This window comes from Gemmatimonas sp. (assembly GCF_041689975.1).
Taxonomy (GTDB): domain Bacteria; phylum Gemmatimonadota; class Gemmatimonadetes; order Gemmatimonadales; family Gemmatimonadaceae; genus Gemmatimonas.
In genome coordinates this window covers 1-19,983 of sequence record NZ_JBDNFF010000280.1, presented here as the reverse complement: position 1 = coordinate 19,983, position 19,983 = coordinate 1, and the positions used below count along the sequence as shown (strand labels likewise).

Sequence of the window (19,983 nt, the reverse complement as noted above, 5' to 3'; positions counted from 1 at the left end):
ACCTTCCGGGGCTGGAACAGTCGGTTGCGAAACCGTGACGTTTGGCGGCGGGGCTATCCGCGGACAAGCTTCACGTCGTACAGTGTGAAGGAGTCGTCCCGTGAGATGACGACCAGATTCTCGACCTGCGCCTGCGCGATCAGCATGCGATCGAAGGGATCGCGATGGTGCGAAGGGAGACGCGTCGCAGCTTCAGCGTGCCGGAAGAGGACCGGCAGCTCGGTGAACGCGGAGGCCTCGGTCGCGGAGGCGACGGTTCGACTGCCACTGATCTTGCCGAGCGCGACTTTGATGGCGATCTCCCATGCCGAGGCGCTACTCACGAAGACCTCGTCAGCACTCCGGATCGCCTTCGAGGCCGCGGACGACAAGCGCGCACCGGAATCCCACCAGATCAAGACGTGCGTATCGAGTAGCACGCGCACGCGACGTCAGTCCGCTTCGAAGGTGTCGAGCACGCTATCGGGCAGCGGCTCGTCGCACGTACGGGTAACCTTCCATAGCCCCCTGCCCTGTCCGGGGATTAGGAGATATCGCGTGTCTTCCATGGGGACGAGCCGTGCCATCGGATACCCCGACTTCATGATCACGATTTCCTCGCCGGCGGCGGCACGATCCACCAGCGCCGAGAGCGGGGTTTTCGCGTCGTAGAGAGCGACGGATTCGCGGACGACTTTCTTCGGCATTCGAAGTGCGGGTGTGCGTGAACGATGGCGATCCCCGAAGTGTTAAACGGTTGACCAATTTGGTCAAGTTCAACGACGCGGAAGGACGTGTTTCGTTGAGAGGGCAAGTCGCCCGTCCAGCTCCCAGTGAACTACACGAAGCGTCGCCCCCTTCAGCCAGTCCGCATCGAGCGTTCGGTCGTCCGCCGCCTCGACGCCGTCCAGCTCAAAGCGCTGGTATCGACGCTCGATGCCGGGGAGCACCACGGCCTCGCCACTACTCTGGGAGTTGCCTTGCTGCATGACGACGGCATCGCCACGTGAGGCATTCTCAAGCACGAACAGATACGGTCGCGTGAATCGCCAGTCGCCGTTTTCGATCGCGCCGTACGCTGGGGCGCGCGTCGGGCCCAGCGTCGACCAGCTGACGTTGAACGCGTCCGGGCCGGATCCCGCGCGTCTACGGAACGAGAGTCGTCTTCCGCCTTCGTTCTTCTCGACGTCACCATTGAGCGGTATCGACGCCACCTCGACCTGATGGTACCGATTGAGCACGACGTCGACGCGCACCTTCGTAACTGCGTCGGTGCCGAGACGCTTCAAGATCGCGGATGTCGGGTCAGCGAAATCTGGCGTGAGGCTGTACCCTTCAGGTTCTGCGGCGCTCCGGCGAACGGAGGAGGATGTTGCGCGATTTACGGCAAGCGTACCTCGATGGTGTACGTCGCGCTCGGCTCCGTGTCGCAGTCGCAAGCCTTTGGGCAGCATCACGAGACGATCGACCTGCGCGTATCCGATAGTGCCTCGCAGCGAGACCGCCACGCTGTCCCCGTTCGCGAAGTACGCCGTGAGCAGACCCCAGCTCAATGAATAGCGGGCACCCGGCGTCTCTCCCGTCAGGCTGACGTCGACTTTCGCGACACCATCGTTGCGCGTACCGGACGCCAGCGACACGCTATCCACCTGCAGCGACTCCGGCGCCGCGACCAGCGTCGCCGGAGTCACGGAGGGCTGGCCACGACCCGCCAGCGAGATCGATGGCTTCGCATTCAACGCAAAGAGCCCCAACCCAGTGAGTAGCGCCGCGAGCGCAACCGAGAGTCGCCGCGGCAGTCCCCGCAGATACGTCACGGCGATGACGGTGCCAATGGCGAGAAAGACCGGCAACAACGGGACGCTCGGCAACACGCGAGTGAGCCAGACCGAGACGCTGCCAGCGAGATTCAGGACGCCGGCGAATCCGATCAGCGAAAGGAGGAACAACAGGATCGCCGACTTCAATTCCGTGGTGCTCACGGCGACGAGCGCAGAGACCGCTACCCACATCGCGAGCATTCGGGCAGCCGGTGCTGTGTGCTGCACGACCTCCGTGAGCGTCAGGTTGAACGATGCAACGGCCATCAGCGCGATGACCAGCGGACACAGCACGAAGATCACGCTGATCAGCAGTGACTTCTCCAGGAACAATGCCGACGAGCGCGTGGCTTGGCCACGCCAAAATGCTTCTGGTCGTAGCGGTGAGTCGCCCTGCACTGCGAACGCCGCCGCCATAGACAAGAGACCCGTACAGAGATACGGCAGCGACGCGCGAGGAATGGAGACGACCTCCACCGCTCCCAGTGCCGTGATCACGGCAAGTGCGAGCACCGCGTAGCAGGCCGCGATCACCCAGCGCATGCGTAGCAGATCGAAGCGCAACAAATGCAACGTCTGAGCGGCGAGGTTCATGCGACCGCCTCCGATGGCAGACTGGTCACATCCTTCTTCGCCAACGCGAGATACAACTCCCGGAGCGTCACTTCATGCTCGTCGATCGCGACCATGGCGCCCGGCATTGCCTGCGCGATGGCCGCGCCGCCGATGCCGCTGCCGAACACCGACACCCGTTGCCCTGACTGTTCCACGCGCAGCCACGACGCGGGTCGCGAGCGCGGCAACGATATGCCCGGGGCGAGGGTGAACTCCACCCGCCGATACCGGTCGCGCAGCTGCTCCCATGGTGCGGACACGTCGATTCGACCATCCCGCAGAAATCCTACCCAGTCCACCAGCATTTCGATCTCCGCGATGTCATGGGTACTCACCAGAATCGTCCATCCATGCTCACCCGCCGTCTCGAGTAATCCGCGCACGAGCTCCTCCTTCACCGCCACGTCCATGCCGGTGAACGGTTCGTCCATCAGCAACAGCCGCGGGCGGGGCGCGAGTGCACAGAGCAACGCGGCCTTCATGCGCTCCCCGCGAGACATCGTACCGATCTTCTGTGTCGCATCGAGCTCGAAGCGACGGCGCAGATCCGCCGCGAGTGTCGCGTCCCACGTGGGATACAGCGGTGCGCAGTACGCCTCCATCTGCTCGAGCCGCATCCACGTGGGGAGTTCCTGCCCTTCGGCCACGTAGGTGAATCGCTGTCGCTGCGGTAGCGTCATGCCTTGCACGCGGTCGCCGAACAGCGATACGGAGCCCGACTGCGCACGCTCGATCCCCGCGAGCACGCGCAGCAGCGTCGTCTTGCCGGCGCCGTTTGCGCCGAGCAATGCGTACGTAGCCCCTTCGGGAATCGTGAGATCGAGTTCGTGCAATACGCGCTTGCGGCCATACCGGTGCGAGAGTCCCTGCACGGCGACGGCGCTCTGTGTTGTCGTCATTTCAATCACTCCGACGTCGCCGCACAAATGGCGACTTTTGGTTGAGTTTCGCTACGGAGTTCGCGCCAACGCGAGGCCACCGCCTGCACCACATCCTGTTCTGCGAGCCCCAGACGCATGGCCTCCACCACCAGCTGTTCCACTGGCTTCGACAACAGTGCCCGCTTCTCCGCCGCCGACGACTCCGTGCCGATCGCGACCACCGTCCCCACCCCCGGCAGCACCTCCAGCACGCCGTTACGCACGAGCTCGGCTACCACTTTGTGCGCCGTGTTGGGATTGATCTTGAGCGCCTGACTCAGCTCACGAACCGAGGGGAACGGCGATCCCGACGGTAGCACGCCCGACACCACGGCCTTGGTGGCTGCATAGACCACCTGGCGGTAGGGGGACTCGCCGGGGACGAGAAATATGGGAAACGGCAGCATGGTGTACTAGTTGTACTAGTACAGCTAAAAGTCAAGAGGCATGAGAAACGGAGGTCAACCGCGCCACCGCGGTGGCGCTCTCCCGCCCCAGCCGTAGCTTCCCCTCCGTCCTCTCACACTCGGAGTTCCGATGTTCGCATTCCCGAGGCGCCCTCTCGCGATCGGTGCGCTCTTGCTTGCCGCCCCCGCCGTGACGCTAGCTCAGCCGGCCAGTGGCAACGCCAGTGCAAATGCCGCCGGTCGTGCCGGCACCGCGCGCGTCATCACCCCGGCCGATATTTCGGCCTGGAAGTCCATCCGCGGCACCACGCTTTCCAACGATGGAGCCTGGTTCGCCTACACGATCGCGCCCAATGAAGGCGACGCCGAGGTGGTGATCCGTCAGACCTCGTTGGGCGGAAAGGAGCACCGCTTCGCCATCGGCGAGGCGCCGGCAGCCGGCGGCGGGCCTGGCGGTGGTGGCAACGCCGCGTTGCAACTGTCCGGCGACGGCAGGTGGGCCGCGATGCTGGTGTATCCCAAGGCGGCGGACCAGAAGCGCATGCGTCGCGAACGTCGTACCGTGCAATCGAAACTGCGCCTCGTGAATGTCGCCACCGGCGAAACGCGTGAGTTCGACAAGATCCGTCGCTTCTCGTTCGGCGGTGACTCGCCGAAGTGGGTCGCGATGCAGGCCTACGCGCCGGAAGTCGGCGGCGGTAGTGGCGGTGGCGGTGGCACTAGCGGCGGCCTTCCCGGCCCCGGCGCGCCAGGCATGGGCGGCAATCCGATCGGCGGCGGCGCGGCGCGGGTGGAAGGCACCGACCTCCTGCTGCATGAGCTGGGCACCAATGCCAGTTTCAACGTGGGCAACGTCGGTGACTTTGCGTTCGACGACAAAGGCCGTTGGCTCAGCTACACCATCGACGCGCGCGATCAGCTCGGCAACGGCGTACAGCTGCGCGATCTCGCCAGCGGCACCGTGAAGTCGATCGACGCCGGTAAGGCGCTATACCGTCGCCTCGCCTGGACCGACAGCTTCCCCGCCTTCGCCTATCTCAAGGGCACGATCGACAGTGCGACCACCGACACCACGTGGACCGCGGCCGCCGTTGCGCGCGTAGGCTCGCCCACGCAGCAGATGATCGCGGTGGGCAACGGTGCCACCGCAGCCCTCCCCACTGGCATGGAAGTGAGCCCGGAGCGCACGCCGCGTTGGCTGGAGCAGATGGACGGACTCGCGATCGGCCTCCGCGTGGCGACGCCGCCGGTGCCCAAGAGCGAACAGCTCGAAGACGACGATCGTCCGTCGCTCATTCTGTGGCATAGCAAGGACGCACGCTTGCAGTCGATGCAGATCGTGCAGGAGAATGCCGACAAGAGCTTCTCGTTCCTGGCCACGTTCCTGCCCGCGACGCAGAAAGTCGTACAGCTCACCGACGACATCGTGCGCACCGGCACACTCGGCGCGCGCGACCGCTACGTGCTCGGCACCGACAATCAGGCGTACGAGCGTCAGAGCAGCTACGACGGCGTGCAGCGCCGCGATCTGTACCTCATCGACGCCCGTACGGGAACGCGCACGCTGGTGAGGAAGGAATTGCGCGGCGCGTCCACGTTGTCACCCGACGGCAAGTCGGTGCTCTTCTGGGACGACGGCAACTTCCACGCGTACGACGTGGCCACCAAGGCGATCTCCAACGTGACGGCCGGCGCGCCGGTGTCGTTCATCAACACGGAAGACGATCACAATGTGGACCGTCCAAGTACGAACATCGTGGGCTGGAGCAAGGATGGGCGCTTCGCGCTGATCAGCGACAACTACGACGTGTGGCGTATCGGCATGGCGGGCAAGAGCTGGGCGAATCTCACCGGCAACGGCCGCGCCACGCGCACACGCTACTCGCGCGTGATCAACACCGACCCGCGTGAGCGCAACATCGACCTGGCCAAGCCCGTGTACATGGCCGCGATGCAGGCGCTCACCAAGAAGGAAGCGATCGTGCGCATCGATCCCGCCAAGGCCGGCGCGGTCGCGATCACCGGATGGCGCGATGCACGTCATGCGCCGATGAAGGCACGCGACGCCGAGGTGTGGGTGTCGTCGATTCAGACCTCGACGCGCTTCCCCGACTACTGGCGCGTATCGTTCGGCGGCGGTGCGATTGCGGACTCGGTGCGCTTGTCCGACGCCAATCCGAGCATGAACGGCGTGGCGTGGTCGGCTGGGTCGCGGCTCGTGAACTACGTGACCGAGAAGGGCGACTCGCTACAGGGCGCGCTGTATCTCCCGGCGGGCTACGAAGAGGGCAAGAAGTATCCCACACTGGTGTTCATCTACGAGCTGCAGTCGGACAACCTGAACGGCTTCTACTCGCCCACCTTCTCGAGCTCGCCGAATGCGTTGATCGGCGTGCACAACTCGCGAGGCTACGCGGTGTTCCTGCCGGACATCGTGTACAAGATCAACGACCCGGGTATGAGTGCGGTGTGGAGTGTGGTGCCGGCGGTGAAGGCCGCAATCAAGACGGGCATCGTGGACTCGGCCAATGTGGGGCTGCACGGTCACTCGTGGGGCGGCTACCAGACGGCGTTCCTGATCGGCCAGACCAACATCTTTAAAAGCGCGGTAGCCGGTGCGCCACTCACCGACATGGTGAGCATGTACAGCTCGGTATACTGGAACTCCGGCAGCACGAATCAGGGCATCTTCCAGAGCTCGCAGGGCCGGTTCAAGGGCAACTTCCTGGACAACAAGGACGCCTACGAGCGCAACTCGCCGAACCGCTTCGCCGACAAGGTGAAGACGCCGCTCATCATCTTGCACGATGACAAAGACGGCGCGGTTGATTTCAATCAGGGCATCACGTTCTACAATACGCTGCGTCAGCTCGACAAGGACGTGATCCTGCTGGAGTACGTGGGCGAGAACCACGGCCTGGCGCAGCTCAAGAACCGCAAGGATTACGATTTGCGTCTGATGGAGTACTGGGACAGCTATCTGAAGGGTGAAAAAGCGCCGGAGTGGCTGGCCAAGGGGATTCCGCGCCTCAAGCTCGAAGAACATCTGCGCGAGCAGAAGAAGAAGCTCGAGGCCAAGAAGATCGCGATGTAATGCTTGATGTTGGTGATGGTGATGGTGGGGTGCTTGCTGAGAGGTGGTGAAGCGCCGAGGGTCTCCCAGTCGCCGTTGCTGCGCTTCGCGCAGAGACGGCTTTGGGAGACCCTCGGCGCTTCTACCTACTTCACGTGGGGCACGCTTCCGGCCTCGAATGTAAGCTTCCCCTTACGCCGGGCATTGATCCTGTACTCATGAGTCACTCCGCCTCCTCCTCGCTCCCAGTCCCCGACGCTACGCGGCCGGCCACGCCCATCTCGCTGCCCGCGATTCGCGCGGGCGACCCGGACGCGTTGGCAGCGTGCTACCGGTCGCATGCACCGGCGTTGATGGCGCTGGCGCTCCGGCTCACGGCATCGCGTGAGGACGCCGAGGACATCGTGCACGACGTGTTCGTGGGGCTGCCGGAGGCACTGGCGCGCTACGACGAGCGTGGGCAGTTCGGCGCGTGGATTGGTCGCGTGACCACGCGCGTGGCACTGATGCGTCAGCGACAGGTGCGTCAACGCGGCGACGTGTCACTGGTAGACATCACGGAGCCCGCCACGAGCACGCCGGACGGCGATCCTGTGCTGCGCGAGAAGGTGCTGCAGGCGCTGGCCACGCTCACCCCGCCGCTGCGTCATGTGTTCGTGCTGCGGGTGATCGAGGGCTATTCACATGCGGAGATCGCGAGTCTGCTGGAGATCTCCACCAACACCTCTGAAGTCCGGTTGCACCGCGCGGTGCAGCAGCTTCGTCGAGTGCTGGAGGCTTACGTATGAACCGCCGTGCACTCTTCACGGACGATCGGGATCTGGCGGCGCTCGTTCGTCAGGCTACTGATGTCGTGCCCTCCGGCGTACTGCTGGAGCGGATTCACGCGAGCCGCGCCGATGGCATGCGGGTGATGCTTCCCCACGGCGATGCAGCCACGGTGCCAGTCGTGCCCCAGGCACCGTCGTCAGCGATCGATGCTCTCACGGTGGAGCAGCTGGCCGGGCGTGTGTGGATGATCGGCCTCGCGGTCGCAGCCGCACTCGTGGCGGCGGTGACCGCGCTGTGGCCGCGACTGGACGCACGGGGCTCGCTGCCGGCAACGGCGCGGGCGCTGCCGCGACAGGCGCCGCCGACGATGGCCGACTCCGCGCTGTTCGACTCGCTGACACACACGACCGCGATGGCCTCGCCTCGCGAGGGCCTCGCCGAACGCCTCTCGCCGTGGCCGCGCGTGGCGTTCGCGCAATCGGCAGGAAAGGCTGCGCGCAATGCGCCGTATCCCGGGCTTATGGCGCTCGACGAGTCCAGACTGAAGCCGGGCCGGCGAAGCTATCTGCGTAGTGTGGGGAATGCGAGGCATGAATTGCTGCCGTACACGACGTACACGGTCGAGCTCGACTCCGTGGAGTTGGGGGAGCAGCGCGCCTGGTGTCTCGTGACTGTCACGCAAACATCAGCGGGGCCGGCCGAGAACAGCGAACGCAATGCAGAGCACGATACAGTCTGGCTCCGGCGAAGCGATTTACGACCGATCCGTCGGGCGCGTCATGCAGGTTTCCTGCGCATGCGGCAGACGTTCACCGACAGCACATTGTTGGAAACGGACTCCTTGGTCGCACCTCCGGGAATGACGCTCCGGAATGGCATGACGCTCATGCCGTTTCGCAACGGCACGTCCAGAAGGCTGCAGACGCGCGTTCCGTTCGTGCCCACCGAAGAGACGATGCGGATCGTACTGCGCGCCGCGCCGCTCCACGAAGGCTGGCGCGCCAGCGTCGGCGCCCTCTCTGGCGACGACCGCACCGTTGCCATGGGCGAGTCCGAGTATCTGAACCTTCGCGTCGATGGGTCGCGCGACATCCAGACGCTCAGCGGCCACTACGCCACGTGGCGGGTGGTCCTCGAGACCGGGGCCAAACCTGAAGTCTGGTACGTCAGCAAGGAAACCGGGGAAACGTTGCTCACCGAAGGATCGTGGGGGGGCAGCTATCCGGTTTCTGAAACGCGACTGCTGTTCGGCTTCGAGGAGACGAAACGCCTGTCAGCCGTGCGGAACCGCTAGTAAAAAGGGCCGGATGTCATTGACGTCCGGCCCTTTTTGCTGCACCATCAAAGGGAACCGGTTGCAGACTCTCGCAGCATCCCAAGGCCCGGAGATCCCAATGCGTTTTGCTCAGTCGCTCTGCCCTCTTGCCGCACTCCTGCTGTCGCTGTCCATACCGCACGATGTCGTCGCGCAGGCCGCACCCGCCAAATCCGTCGCACTGGTGTCCGCGCCCACGGCCAACCCGAATCGGGTGACCTACGTCGCGGTGAATTCGGTCGACTACAACTTCATGGCAACTGATCAAGTGCCGGCCGGTGTCGTCGCCTTCAACCTCACGAACGGCGGCGCCGACCTGCACGCCCTCGCGATACTCGAGCTCCCAGCCAATCATACCCTGCGTGAGTTCCTCGATATGTACCACAGCAAAGGTATCATTCCGCCGTGGATGCCAACGCTGGGGCAAACCGCTCCGATCGCGCCGAATCAGGAAACGTTTCTCACGGTACGCATGAAGCCGGGCCGCTACATCCTCGCCTGCCTTATCCCGGCGCGCGACGGTCGTGCGCACACGGAGAAGGGCATGGTCAAGCTGATCACGGTCAAGTAGCCGGTCGCCGCTATGCGGTAAAAGAGGAATCGGGCAGCGAGTCGCCGGCACGCCAACCTATGGTTCGCAGCTGTTCGAGATACCCCGTAACCCGCCCGCGCTCGGCGTGGGTGGGAACCACCAGCACGTCGCCCACCTGCGCCCACGCGAGCAGCTCGTGCACGGCCTCGAACTCGCTTGCCGAAATCGACACGCAGTTGGTAGGCGCGCCTACGCGCCGTAGCTCATCAACGAGCAGCGCCGGCAACTCCCCTGCGGGACGGCCGCGCAACAGCGACACCATTTCCTTCACGATCACCCGCTCGAACGGCGCGACGCTCCACGCCGCCCGCGCGAGTGCGCGCAGCTGATCGTCGTCGCGATCACCGGCGTTTCCGAGCACCAACCCGCGTCGCGTGGCCGGGACCGCAGCGGCCGTCGCGCAGAGCGCGCGAATACCTTCGGGATTGTGCGCATAATCCACGAATACGGTGATGCCGCCGAAGGCGTAGCGCTCGAGTCGACCCGCGTTGTCGTGCAGCGCCGCACCAAAGCGGCGAAGTGCCACATGTACCGCCGACAGCGACACCCCGGAGCAGCTGGCCGTGAGCGCCGCCGCCAGTGCATTCTCCACGTTGTGGCGCGCCGCACCATCGGCGGTCACGGGCATCTCGCTCACGCGACCGGCGTCGCCCCAGACGCCCTCGCGACAGACCATCAGGTGCCCGTCGTGCAGCACGGCACCGTCGCCATGCGCGTCGATACCATCCGCCACGAGTTCGGTATCGGCGTTCATGCTGAACCACACGATCGGTACGGTATGCACCGTCGCGAGTCGCTCACCGAGCGCGACGAGTGTGGCGTCATCGGCATTGAGCACCAGACGAGCCTCCGGCCGCAGTGCGCGGATCATGACCGCCTTGACATCGGCGAGATCCTCCAGCGTGTGGACGCCGTACTCACCGAAATGGTCGGCCGAAATATTGGTGATCACCGCGACGGTGGCGTTGGTCGTGCCGAGTCCGCGGCGCAGCATGCCACCACGCGCCGTTTCAAGCACGCCCACTTGCACGTCGGCGTCGCGCATCACGAGCCGCGTACCCCCAGGCCCCGTGTAGTCACCAAGGCCCAGCGTGTGCTTCTCGACATCAGACTCCACGAACACTCCGTCGCTGCAGCTCCAGCCGGTGGTCGCCCCCGCAGCGCGCCACATCGCCGCGATGAGCCGTGTGGTCGTGGTCTTGCCGTTGCTACCGGTCACCATGATGAGCGGGATATCGCTCACGCTGTCCCACGCTACCGACGCCGACGCTGGCGCCTCGCCATGAGCCCACGTGATCACACCACGCCCACTCCCCACACTGACCGCTTCATCGTCGATGCTGAAGGCCACACCGCGGGTGAGCGCGCCGGCCTCGAGCTCGCGCACGTGGGGGTGACGGGCACGTTCCTCGGCGTATTGCGCACGCAGCGCTGGCGCCGCATCGGGCACTTCGCGCTGATCCACGTAGGCTTCCGATTCCACCCACGCCATTTCGGCCACGGCGGTGGCGGTCATCAGTCCGTCGATTGGCGCCGAGAGATAGCAGGTCGCGTCGCCGATGCTGTGCCGGGCGACGAATTCGATATTCTCCCAGCCCAGCGCCTGCGTGAGCCGACGCGCCGCGTACGGCCAATGATCCACCGCACGACGCGCTTCGTCATCGACCACCGCCACTGTGACGACCGCGCCCGGCGCAGGTCCGTACCTATTCGGTCCCTGCAACCGGCGGCAGTCCCGGATGTTCGGCGACGGATACTCCGGATCGTCGACCGACACGTGGGTCAATCGCTGGCCTCAGGCACGAGGATCACGCCTCGCTCGTCGCGCATGAGCACAACGTCGTTGGTCATGCTGTTCCACTTGGCCGCCGGCTCTACCGTCGTAGCCGGTGCCGCGGTCGAACGCGCCGGCGCCGCGTCGTCGGCCGGCGATTCTTCCGACACCTCGGCGCGCGGTACCGCACGCGCGGCACGCACCGGCGGCATCACGCGTTGTTCGGCTTCCGGACGGAAATTGATGATCTGCTTCCAGCCACGAGCGAGAACATCAGCGAACACGAGCACGAGGTCACCAGCGCGTGCCATGCGCAGCGCCGCGTCGATCGCTTCCTGTTCATCGATAATCATGGTCACGCAATCCGCCGCGACTCCACCCGCCATCAAGGCGTCGCGTAACATGCGAGGTACTTCATCGGGGCTACGCCCGCGCGGCGAATCATCACGACGCACGATGTAGTGGTCAAAGCCGCCGGCAGCGGCAACCGTCCCGACGGCCGTGATGTCCGCGTCGCGCCGATCGCCGGGAGCCGCGAGCACACAGATCCGTCTGCCTACCGGCTTCATCCGATTCACGAGGTCGCACAGTGCCGCGATCGCATGCGCGTTGTGACCGTAGTCGAAGAGCACCTTGAAGGGATGCTCGTCGTACACGTTGAGTCGGCCGGGCGCCTGGAAGAACGTGGTGTCGAAGGTGCGCAGCCCGTGACGGATGTCCTCGAGCCGTACACCCATCGAGAACGCCATCGCCGCCGCGAACATGGCGTTCTGCACGTTGAACGTGGCGCGGCCCTCCAGCGTGGCGGGAATGAGGTGGGTCCAGAGCAACGGAATGTGCGCCCCACGATCGTAGATCGTGATCATCTGTCCGTTCACGCCAGCTTCCAGCGCGATGGCGCGGCCACCAGCGCGAATGTGCTCGCGTACCAGATCGTGCGCGGGGTCCATCGTCACGTAGCACACGTGCTTCGCCTTCGTGTAGGCCCCCATACGGAGCGTGTTCGGATCGTCGGCATTCAGCACCGCAGTATCCGTTGCGATCTCCACCACCGTGCGCTTCACTTCGGCGAGCTGTTCGAGCGTTTCGATACCCTTCTGTCCGAGGTGATCGGGCTGAATGTTGAGTACCGCGCCCACGTCCACGTGCCGCATCGCCATTCCTGCACGCAACAGACCACCACGGGCCGTTTCCAGCACCGCCACCTGCACCGCCGGATCGCTGAGCACGATGCGCGCCGACGTGGGGCCGGTCATATCCCCTTCGACCGTGCGCTGCCCGTCGATGTATACGCCATCGGTGGTCGTGAGTCCGACCCGCTTGCCGGCGAGCTTGTGAATGTGAGCCAGCAATCGCGACGTGGTCGTCTTGCCGTTCGTACCGGTGATCGCCGCGATCGGAATCGTACTGGGCGCCCGATCCGGGAAGAGCATGTCGATGACCTTGCCGGCCACGTCACGCGGGCGTCCTTCGCTGGGCGCCATGTGCATGCGGAAGCCGGGCGCCGCGTTCACTTCGCACACGGCGCCGCCGATATCCTTGTACGACTCGGTGATGTCGGGCGTGAGGAAGTCCACACCACCGACATCGAGGCCGATCGCCTTGATGGCGCGCACCGCCATCTCGGCGTTGTCGGGATGCACGACATCGGTCATGTCGGTGGCGGTGCCGCCCGTGGACAAGTTCGCGGTGAGGCGCAAGTACACATCTTCACCAGCTGGCGGCACCGTGGCAGCGTCGTAACCCAACGTGGCGAGCAGACCCATTGCGGGCTCGTCGAGCTCGAGCTGCGTGAGCACCTTCTCGTGACCGATGCCGCGACGCGGATCACTGTTCACGATGGCGATGAGCTGTTCGATGCTGTGCACGCCGTCGCCCGTGACCTTGCCGGGCTCGCGCTTGCTGACCGCCACGAGCTCGCCGTTGATCACCAACATGCGATGATCGTGTCCCGTGATGTAGCTCTCCACGATCACGCTGCGCGAAATCTCCTGCGCGCGCAGAAATCCGGCGACCACCTGCTCCGGCGTGGCGAGGGCGATCGACACCCCGCGCCCGTGATTGCCGTTGTACGGCTTCGTCACCACGGGATAGCCGATCGTCTTCGCGGCGCTGATCGCCTTCTCGGCCGACTGCACCAGGCGCTGTTTCGGTACCGGCAGCCCGAGGTTGGCCAGAATACGATTCGTCTCTTCCTTGTCGCCCGCGAGTTCGACGGCAATGTGCGACGTCCCGCCGGTGATCGTGGCCTGAATGCGCTGCTGATAGCAGCCGTAGCCCAGCTGAATGAGACTCTGTTCATTCAGGCGAATCCACGGAATGTCGCGCGCTTCCGCGGCGTGCACGATGCTCGCGGTACTTGGCCCCAGTGCCCGGCGCTGGGCGTAGCGAATGAAGGCGTCACGACGCGCCGCCAAATCGAAGCTCGGATCGGTATCGCGCGGGCGGAGTGCCACCGGCAACAGATGGTGCAACAACTCGAGCGCCACGTCGGCCGCTTCGTGTCCGACATCGGCCTGCTCGTGCTCAAATACCACGTCGTACACACCGGAGGTCGCGGTTTCGCGCGTCTTGCCGAAGGTGACCTTGACCCCGGCCACGTTCTGCAATTCGATAGCCACGTGCTCGAGCACATGCCCCATCCACGTGCCGTCGTCCTCCGTCATGCGACGTACGAATCCGCCGGCCACACCGTACGAGCAGCCATGTTCGTGCAAGCCCGGCAGCGCCTCTAGTAGCGCCCGAATGAACTCGTCACCCAGTCGCCTTGTAGGCCACTCTTCGAGCGCTCCAAGGTCGAGGACGAGCCGGATAACCGGGAAGTGCGCGTAGTGGCTCGGCCCTACATAAGTGGCGCGTTCGAGAATCTTCATGGTGTGCTATTCGGCCGTGACGAGGGAGTCGCCCAGCGCAGAATTGAGCGCGTCGTGCGGTGATGTTGCCGACGCCGTGGCGACCGCCAGCCGTGTCCGGAGATTGAAGCTCGCGCCGGCCGCGAGCAGATGCAGTGTGGCGCCAAGCAGGGTGACCGCCTCGCCGGGCTCCGCCTCGGCAATCGACGAGAACGACACATTGGTCGGATCGATGATGGTGACCGAGCCGGCACCCATGACGTCGATCGTGTCGTCCGGCCCGATGAACGCGGCGGTGTCCTCGTCGACGCCGAGTCCGAAAGCGAATGGATTGTAGGCCAGTGCAGTGAGCAAGCGCCCCAGTCGATCGCGCTGACGGAAGTGCTGATCGATGATCACGCGGTTCGTGAGCCCGAGACCGGCGCACATGGTGACCATACCGGCGCGCGGCGAACTGCCCTCGGCCCCGTATGCGATCATGTGTTCGCTGAGATACGCGGCGCCGGCGCTGGTGCCGGCGATATGCATGCCTGCCGCGTGCCGCTCGCGCAGCAGATGGCCAACCGGCGTGCCACCAAGAGTGGTCGACAGCTTGAGCTGATTGCCGCCGGTGATGAACACCCCGGTCGCGGCGCTCAGCCACTCGAGCCAGTCGCCATCGTCACAGTCGCTGCGCCGCTCGAAGTTGAGCGCCTTGGCCTGCGTGACGCCGTGGCGCTGAAACACGCGTTCGTAAAACGCGCCCATGTCCGGTTCGGATGACGCAGTGGGGATGACGGCGATGCGTGCCGCCGTGCCACCGCTCAACGCCACGAAGCGGTCGAGAATAGCCGAAGTAAGCAGCTTGCCACCAATCGGGATGATCCAGCCGCGCATAAGTCGTGGATTCGCGTGAACCGTACTCACCGTCGCGTACATCGCCGTACGTGTCGAGCGTGTGCAAAGCTAACGCTGGCCGTGGCCACTGGGTAACGTTCCGACATGCTGCTGCTACGCAATGCGACTGTATTCGCTCCCGAATCGCGGGGGCAGATGGACCTGCTTATCGGCGGTGAGCAGATCCTGTGGATGGGCGCGTCCCTCAGCTCGCTGCCGAGCGCATTGGGCGTGATCGAGGTCGATCTCGAGGGGCGCGTGGTGATTCCGGGGTTGGTTGACGGCCACGCCCACCTGACCGGTGGTGGTGGCGAAGCCGGCCCACACACCCGCGTCCCCGCGCCACCGCTGTCCCAGTACACCAACGCCGGGGTCACAACGGCCATCGGGGTGCTTGGCACCGACGACGTCACGCGGAGCACGGCCGAACTGGTGGTCACGGCGCGCGGTCTGGTGGCCGAAGGGCTGTCGGCGTGGTGCCACACGGGCGGATACCACGTACCTCCAGCCACCCTCACGGGCAGTGTGCGCGGCGACATCGTGCATCTCGATCGGGTAATCGGTGTGGGCGAGCTCGCAGTCAGCGATCACCGGTCCAGTCAACCGACGCTCGACGACTTGCTGAAGGTGGCGGCCGAGGCGCACGTGGGCGGCATCATGACCGGCAAGGCCGGCGTCGTGCACTTGCACATGGGCGATGGGGAGCGCGGACTCGATCTTGTGCGGCAGGCGCTGGACGCCAGCGAGATTCCGGCGCGGGTGTTCAACCCCACGCACGTGAATCGCAAACGGGCCCTGTTCGAGGAAGCGATCGCCCTCGCCCGACGTGGGTGCGTGGTCGACATCACGTCGTTCGACGTGTCGCCCGAGGACGACGCGTGGAGCGCCGCCGACGCGCTGGAGCGGTTCTGGGCCAGCGGGGCGCCCGCCACGAATGTGACGGTGAGCAGCGACGGCGGCGGATGCCTGCCGGTGTTCGACGCCGACGGCCGGGCGGTCGAGATGGGCGTCGGTCACGCGGGCACGCTGCTGGACACCCTGCGGGAGCTCCTGGCCCGCGAACACCGTCTGGAGCGGATCCTCCCCGCCTTCACCAGCAACGTGGCGACGCTGCTCCGCCTTTCGGGCAAGGGCAAGCTCCGTGTGGGGGGCGACGCCGACTTGGTGGTGCTCGATAGCGACCATCGTGTGCGCGACGTGATGGCCCGCGGCGCTTGGCATATTCGGGGCGGAATGACCGTTCGCCGTGGCACCTTCGAGCCAGCGTAACGCCGGTGTCCGGACGTGCCTGAGATCGGTCCCCGAAAATGCGCTGATTGGTGGCTTGTGTAAGGAAACAAGTATTGACTTCAGTCGCTTTTAGCTGGAACTTCAGTTTCCCGCTGTTGTTCGTGACAGCAGGCAACTGTTTCAAGACATAGGCATTTGGTCAACGATTCCGAAGCTGGGGTCGGCGCTAAGAGGGAACCCGGTGTGATTCCGGGGCGGCCCCGCCGCTGTAAGGGAGGACGAAGGAACAGCACGCCACTGGGTACTCGATATGGGTGCACGGGAAGGCCGTTCCGGAGGACGAATCCCGAGCCAGAAGACCTACCAATTGCCGGAGTCCGCGCGCACCCTCGTGGGAGGGCACGCCGGGGATTGCTGCGTGCCATTCACTCGAGTGGCGCCTGCTCCGCTGGGCTCCTTGCTGCGCATCGCAAGGAGCCTTTTTCGCCGCCCGGCGTGTCCGTTGGGCGATGGAGAGCGCAGCTCCTCGGGGGTGTGCATTCAACCGCTGGTTCACCCGAAGGAGGCACCCTTGGCCGTATCCGTCGCCCCGCGCAGTTCCGAGTTTCGAGCCAGCTACGACGCCGCCACTATCAAGGTGGTCACAGAGGTCGTCAATCGTGACGGCGTATCGGCGCCGTGGGATCCGGAGCGCATCACTCGCGCGATCGCGCTCGCGTTTTACGCGTCGCGTCACGACGATGCGCCGAACCCGCTTCACGACGATGCCGCTCACCGCTTCGGACTGGGCTTCACCGACTTCGCCGACGTCTGCGCCATCACGCAGCTCGTGGTGAACACCGTGGAGCGTCGTGCGCAGGACCATGTACCCGCGGTCGAGGAGATCCAGGACATCGTGGAAATGATGATCGCCGCGCGCGGTCACTGGGACATCGCGAAACGTTACGTGCTGTATCGCGCGGCGCGCGCCCAGCATCGCCTCAACGTGCACGGCGAGAACGGCTTGCAGGACTACATCTTCCTCTCGCGCTACTCGCGCTACCGGGAAGATCTGGGTCGTCGCGAAACGCCGGCCGAGGCCTTCACGCGCGTGATGGACATGCATCGTGGCCATTTCGCCGATCGCGTCGATCTGCCGGTGGCCGGATTCGGCAACCGCACGCTGCGCGCGCTCATGGTGGACACGGAGGACGCGCTGCAACGCCGCGCGATCCTGCCCTCCATGCGCTCGCTGCAGTTCGGCGGTCGCGCCATCGAAGCGAACAATGCGCGCATGTTCAATTGCGCGTTCACGCACATGGATCGACTCGACGCCTTCAAGGAGTCGTTCTTCCTGCTCATGTCGGGCACGGGCGTGGGCTTCAGCGTGCAGAAGCAGCATGTATCGCAGCTCCCGACATTCCCGCTCCGCGCCGCCGAGAACGAACTGCCGGTGGTGCACTATATGGTGCCCGACACGCTCGAAGGCTGGGCGGATGCGCTGGATGCCCTGATCCGCTCGTACTTCGACGGCACGAAGGTCGAGTTCAACTACAGCGCCATCCGTTCGCGCGGCCAGCAGCTGCGCACCTCCGGTGGTCGCGCGCCGGGACACTTGCCGCTCAAGAAGGCGCTTCGCGCGGCTGAACACATGCTGGACCAGGTGCCGGGCCGAGCGCTCCGTTCGATCGAAGTGTACGACATCATGATGCACGTCGCGGTTGCCGTGCTCTCCGGCGGCATCCGTCGCTCGGCCACCATCTGTCTCTTCTCGTCCGACGACGACGAGATGGCGTCGGCCAAGACGGGCAACTGGTTCGAGACCAACCCGCAACGTGGCAAGTCGAACAACTCCGCGGTGCTCGTGCGCGAGTCGGTGCAGACGTCGGATTTCGCGAAGCTGTTCGAGTTCCAGAAGGAGTTCGGCGAGCCGGGCTTCTACTTCGTTGACGACGCAGAATACGGCGCGAATCCGTGCGTCGAGATCGGTCTCGCGCCTTACATGGTGGTCGATGAAGCGGCGCAGGCGAAGCTGGCGAAGTACGGCCGCCCCGATGTCGCCATCGGGTCGCGTGTGTCGGGCTGGCAGATGTGCAACCTCACCACGATCAACGCCGGCGCCTGCGACAGTGAAGAGTCGTTCCTCGCCTGCTGCCGCGCGGCGTCGCTGCTTGGTACGCTGCAGGCGGCGTACACCGACATCCCGTACCTCGGTGCCGCCTCGCGCGTGATCAACGAGCGCGAGTCACTGCTCGGCGTGTCGATCTGCGGCATTCTCGATCGCCCGTCGCTGCTGCTCGATCCGTCGGTGCTGGAACGTGGCGCGAAGGAATGTCTCGACACGAACGCCGCGATCGCCGAACACCTCGGCATCGCGCCGGCCGCGCGTATCACCTGCGTGAAGCCGGAAGGCACCGCCAGCCTCGTGCTGGGCGCGGGCTCGGGTATTCATCCGCATCATGCGCGTCACTACTTCCGTCGCGTGCAGGCGGCGCGTACGGAGCCGTTGTACCAGTGGTTCAAGCTGCACAATCCGCACATGACCGAAACGTCGGTGTGGGATCCCGAAACCACGGACGTGATCACCTTCCCGGTAAGCGCCGAGCCCGATGCGATCCTGCGCGAAGACGTCGGCGCGGTACAGTTTCTGGAGTACGTGCGTCTGGTGCAGGAACACTGGGTCCGCGCCGGCCGCCGTCACGAGCAGTACAACCCGGGACTGCACCACAACGTGTCCAACACCGTGACCGTGAAGGACGAAGAGTGGGACGCGGTGCAGCAGTTCATCTGGGACAACAAGGAATACTTCGCCGGCATTTCGCTACTGCGCGAAACGGGTGACAAGATTTATGCGCAAGCGCCGCGTGAAGAGGTGACGAGTGAGTCGGATATGATTCGCTGGAACGCCCTGTCGTATCGCGACGTCGACTACACTATGTTGCTCGAGGGCGTGGACATGACTACGCTTGGCGACACGGTGGCCTGTGCCGGTGGAGCCTGCGAGATCATCTAATCGCGCGAGCGCTTTTTCCAATGAAGACCTCACTTCGTTTGCTCCCGCTCTTGCTGTGCATGGCAACCACTGCACTCGCCCAGACACCTGCCTCCAACGTCACGGTGTCCGGGCGAGTGCAGGATGCGCAGACAAAGACGCCGCTGCCGTTTCTCACCGTGCAGCTGCTCACGGAGAAGGACAGCGTATTCGTGACCGGTCGCCTGACCGATGGTGCCGGCGCGTTCACGTTCACGGGGCTCAAGAAGGGCACGTACCTCCTCGACGCGAGAATCATCGGCTACAAGCCGCTGCGCCAGCGGGTCCTGATCGGCGAACTCAGTGCGTTCCTCGACCTCGGCGTGCTACCAATGGAAGCGGTGGCGTCGGCGCTTGGCCAGGTCGTCGTGACGGCCAACGCGTCCGAGATCGCCAGCACGATGGACAAGAAGACCTTTCGCGTGGCCGACAACGTGGCCCAGGCGGGCGGGTCGGTGGTGCAGGCGATGTCCGTATTGCCGGGGGTCACGGTCGGTGAGGATGGCAAGATCCAGTTGCGCGGCAGCGACAAGGTGGCCGTGTTGATCGATGGCAAGCAGACCGCACTGACCGGGGCCGGATCCCAACGCGGTCTGGAGAACCTGCCGGCGTCGGCCATTCAAAGCATCGAGATCATCAACAACCCGGGCGCGAAGTACGACGCCAATGCCAGTGCCGGCATCATCAACCTGATCCTCAAGAAGGAGGAGCAGACGGGGCTTACGGGCAAGGTCGGCCTGATGGCCGGC

15 protein-coding genes and 1 riboswitch are annotated in these 19,983 nt (G+C 64.9%); of the genes, 7 read left to right on the top strand and 8 right to left on the bottom strand.

Annotation, left to right across the window (positions count from 1 at the left end; all coding sequences use genetic code 11):
• Positions 1-53: 53 nt before the first annotated feature.
• The 5 genes from ACESNG_RS17150 to ACESNG_RS17130 all read right to left on the bottom strand — a co-directional run bounded on the left by ACESNG_RS17150 (position 54) and on the right by ACESNG_RS17130 (position 3,741).
• Entirely contained in the window at positions 54-425 is a 372-nt protein-coding gene (locus ACESNG_RS17150) for a type II toxin-antitoxin system VapC family toxin (RefSeq protein WP_373060422.1), read from the bottom strand.
• 6 nt (positions 426-431) lie between these two features.
• Entirely contained in the window at positions 432-686 is a 255-nt protein-coding gene (locus ACESNG_RS17145) for a type II toxin-antitoxin system Phd/YefM family antitoxin (RefSeq protein WP_373069964.1), read from the bottom strand.
• Positions 687-755: 69 nt separating this feature from the next.
• A complete protein-coding gene (locus ACESNG_RS17140; protein ID WP_373060230.1) occupies positions 756-2,393 on the bottom strand; it encodes a hypothetical protein in 1,638 nt (545 codons plus the stop codon).
• A complete protein-coding gene (locus ACESNG_RS17135; protein ID WP_373069963.1) occupies positions 2,390-3,313 on the bottom strand; it encodes an ABC transporter ATP-binding protein in 924 nt (307 codons plus the stop codon). The genes ACESNG_RS17140 and ACESNG_RS17135 overlap by 4 nt, the downstream gene beginning before the upstream one ends.
• Before the next feature lie 5 nt (positions 3,314-3,318).
• Positions 3,319-3,741, bottom strand: a complete 423-nt coding sequence (locus ACESNG_RS17130) for a GntR family transcriptional regulator (RefSeq protein ID WP_373060226.1) — start codon at positions 3,739-3,741, stop codon at positions 3,319-3,321.
• Between the two features lie 130 nt (positions 3,742-3,871).
• Here ACESNG_RS17130 and ACESNG_RS17125 point away from each other — a divergent pair, with 130 nt between their 5' ends.
• From ACESNG_RS17125 to ACESNG_RS17110, 4 genes are all read left to right on the top strand, one after another.
• The gene (locus ACESNG_RS17125; protein ID WP_373069961.1) at positions 3,872-6,835 is read left to right on the top strand and encodes a prolyl oligopeptidase family serine peptidase; all 2,964 of its coding nucleotides are present in this window, start codon (positions 3,872-3,874) and stop codon (positions 6,833-6,835) included.
• A gap of 197 nt (positions 6,836-7,032) precedes the next feature.
• Positions 7,033-7,602: an RNA polymerase sigma factor gene (locus ACESNG_RS17120; protein ID WP_373069959.1), complete on the top strand. Its 570-nt coding sequence runs from the start codon at positions 7,033-7,035 to the stop codon at positions 7,600-7,602.
• Positions 7,599-8,879, top strand: a complete 1,281-nt coding sequence (locus ACESNG_RS17115) for a hypothetical protein (RefSeq protein ID WP_373060220.1) — start codon at positions 7,599-7,601, stop codon at positions 8,877-8,879. The genes ACESNG_RS17120 and ACESNG_RS17115 overlap by 4 nt, the downstream gene beginning before the upstream one ends.
• Before the next feature lie 100 nt (positions 8,880-8,979).
• Positions 8,980-9,471 carry a hypothetical protein gene (locus tag ACESNG_RS17110; protein WP_373060218.1) on the top strand — a complete coding sequence of 164 codons (492 nt, stop codon included), beginning with the start codon at positions 8,980-8,982 and terminating at the stop codon, positions 9,469-9,471.
• Between the two features lie 10 nt (positions 9,472-9,481).
• On the opposite strand, the gene ACESNG_RS17105 is transcribed toward ACESNG_RS17110, so the two are convergent.
• From ACESNG_RS17105 to ACESNG_RS17095, 3 genes are read right to left on the bottom strand one after another with little or no spacing between them, the layout of a single operon-like run.
• Positions 9,482-11,269, bottom strand: a complete 1,788-nt coding sequence (locus tag ACESNG_RS17105; RefSeq protein WP_373060234.1) for a Mur ligase family protein — start codon at positions 11,267-11,269, stop codon at positions 9,482-9,484.
• Between the two features lie 5 nt (positions 11,270-11,274).
• Complete coding sequence (gene cphA, locus ACESNG_RS17100; protein WP_373060216.1) at positions 11,275-14,139, bottom strand: cyanophycin synthetase; 2,865 nt, start codon at positions 14,137-14,139, stop codon at positions 11,275-11,277.
• Positions 14,140-14,145: 6 nt separating this feature from the next.
• Positions 14,146-15,024, bottom strand: a complete 879-nt coding sequence (locus ACESNG_RS17095) for a cyanophycinase (protein WP_373069957.1) — start codon at positions 15,022-15,024, stop codon at positions 14,146-14,148.
• A 75-nt stretch (positions 15,025-15,099) separates the two neighbouring features.
• On the opposite strand from ACESNG_RS17095, the gene iadA reads away from it, so the two are divergent.
• From iadA to ACESNG_RS17080, 3 genes are all read left to right on the top strand, one after another.
• Positions 15,100-16,263 (top strand): beta-aspartyl-peptidase, encoded by a 1,164-nt coding sequence (iadA, locus tag ACESNG_RS17090; protein WP_373060212.1) that lies wholly within the window; start codon positions 15,100-15,102, stop codon positions 16,261-16,263.
• Between the two features lie 140 nt (positions 16,264-16,403).
• A riboswitch (cobalamin riboswitch) is annotated at positions 16,404-16,607 on the top strand.
• 188 nt (positions 16,608-16,795) lie between these two features.
• Positions 16,796-19,216: an ATP cone domain-containing protein gene (locus ACESNG_RS17085; RefSeq protein ID WP_373060210.1), complete on the top strand. Its 2,421-nt coding sequence runs from the start codon at positions 16,796-16,798 to the stop codon at positions 19,214-19,216.
• 20 nt (positions 19,217-19,236) lie between these two features.
• Positions 19,237-19,983 (top strand): carboxypeptidase regulatory-like domain-containing protein (locus ACESNG_RS17080; protein ID WP_373069955.1); only part of this gene is annotated, 747 nt, incomplete at its 3' end.

Excerpts from the sequence above, each read along its gene's own strand:
- ACESNG_RS17145 (WP_373069964.1), bottom strand. The coding sequence starts at position 686 with ATGCCGAAGAAAGTCGTCCGCGAATCCGTCGCTCTCTACGACGCGAAA.
- ACESNG_RS17140 (WP_373060230.1), bottom strand. The coding sequence starts at position 2,393 with ATGAACCTCGCCGCTCAGACGTTGCATTTGTTGCGCTTCGATCTGCTA.
- ACESNG_RS17135 (WP_373069963.1), bottom strand. The coding sequence starts at position 3,313 with ATGACGACAACACAGAGCGCCGTCGCCGTGCAGGGACTCTCGCACCGG.
- ACESNG_RS17130 (WP_373060226.1), bottom strand. The coding sequence starts at position 3,741 with ATGCTGCCGTTTCCCATATTTCTCGTCCCCGGCGAGTCCCCCTACCGC.
- ACESNG_RS17125 (WP_373069961.1), top strand. The coding sequence starts at position 3,872 with ATGTTCGCATTCCCGAGGCGCCCTCTCGCGATCGGTGCGCTCTTGCTT.
- ACESNG_RS17120 (WP_373069959.1), top strand. The coding sequence starts at position 7,033 with ATGAGTCACTCCGCCTCCTCCTCGCTCCCAGTCCCCGACGCTACGCGG.
- ACESNG_RS17115 (WP_373060220.1), top strand. The coding sequence starts at position 7,599 with ATGAACCGCCGTGCACTCTTCACGGACGATCGGGATCTGGCGGCGCTC.
- ACESNG_RS17110 (WP_373060218.1), top strand. The coding sequence starts at position 8,980 with ATGCGTTTTGCTCAGTCGCTCTGCCCTCTTGCCGCACTCCTGCTGTCG.
- cphA (WP_373060216.1), bottom strand. The coding sequence starts at position 14,139 with ATGAAGATTCTCGAACGCGCCACTTATGTAGGGCCGAGCCACTACGCG.
- iadA (WP_373060212.1), top strand. The coding sequence starts at position 15,100 with ATGCTGCTGCTACGCAATGCGACTGTATTCGCTCCCGAATCGCGGGGG.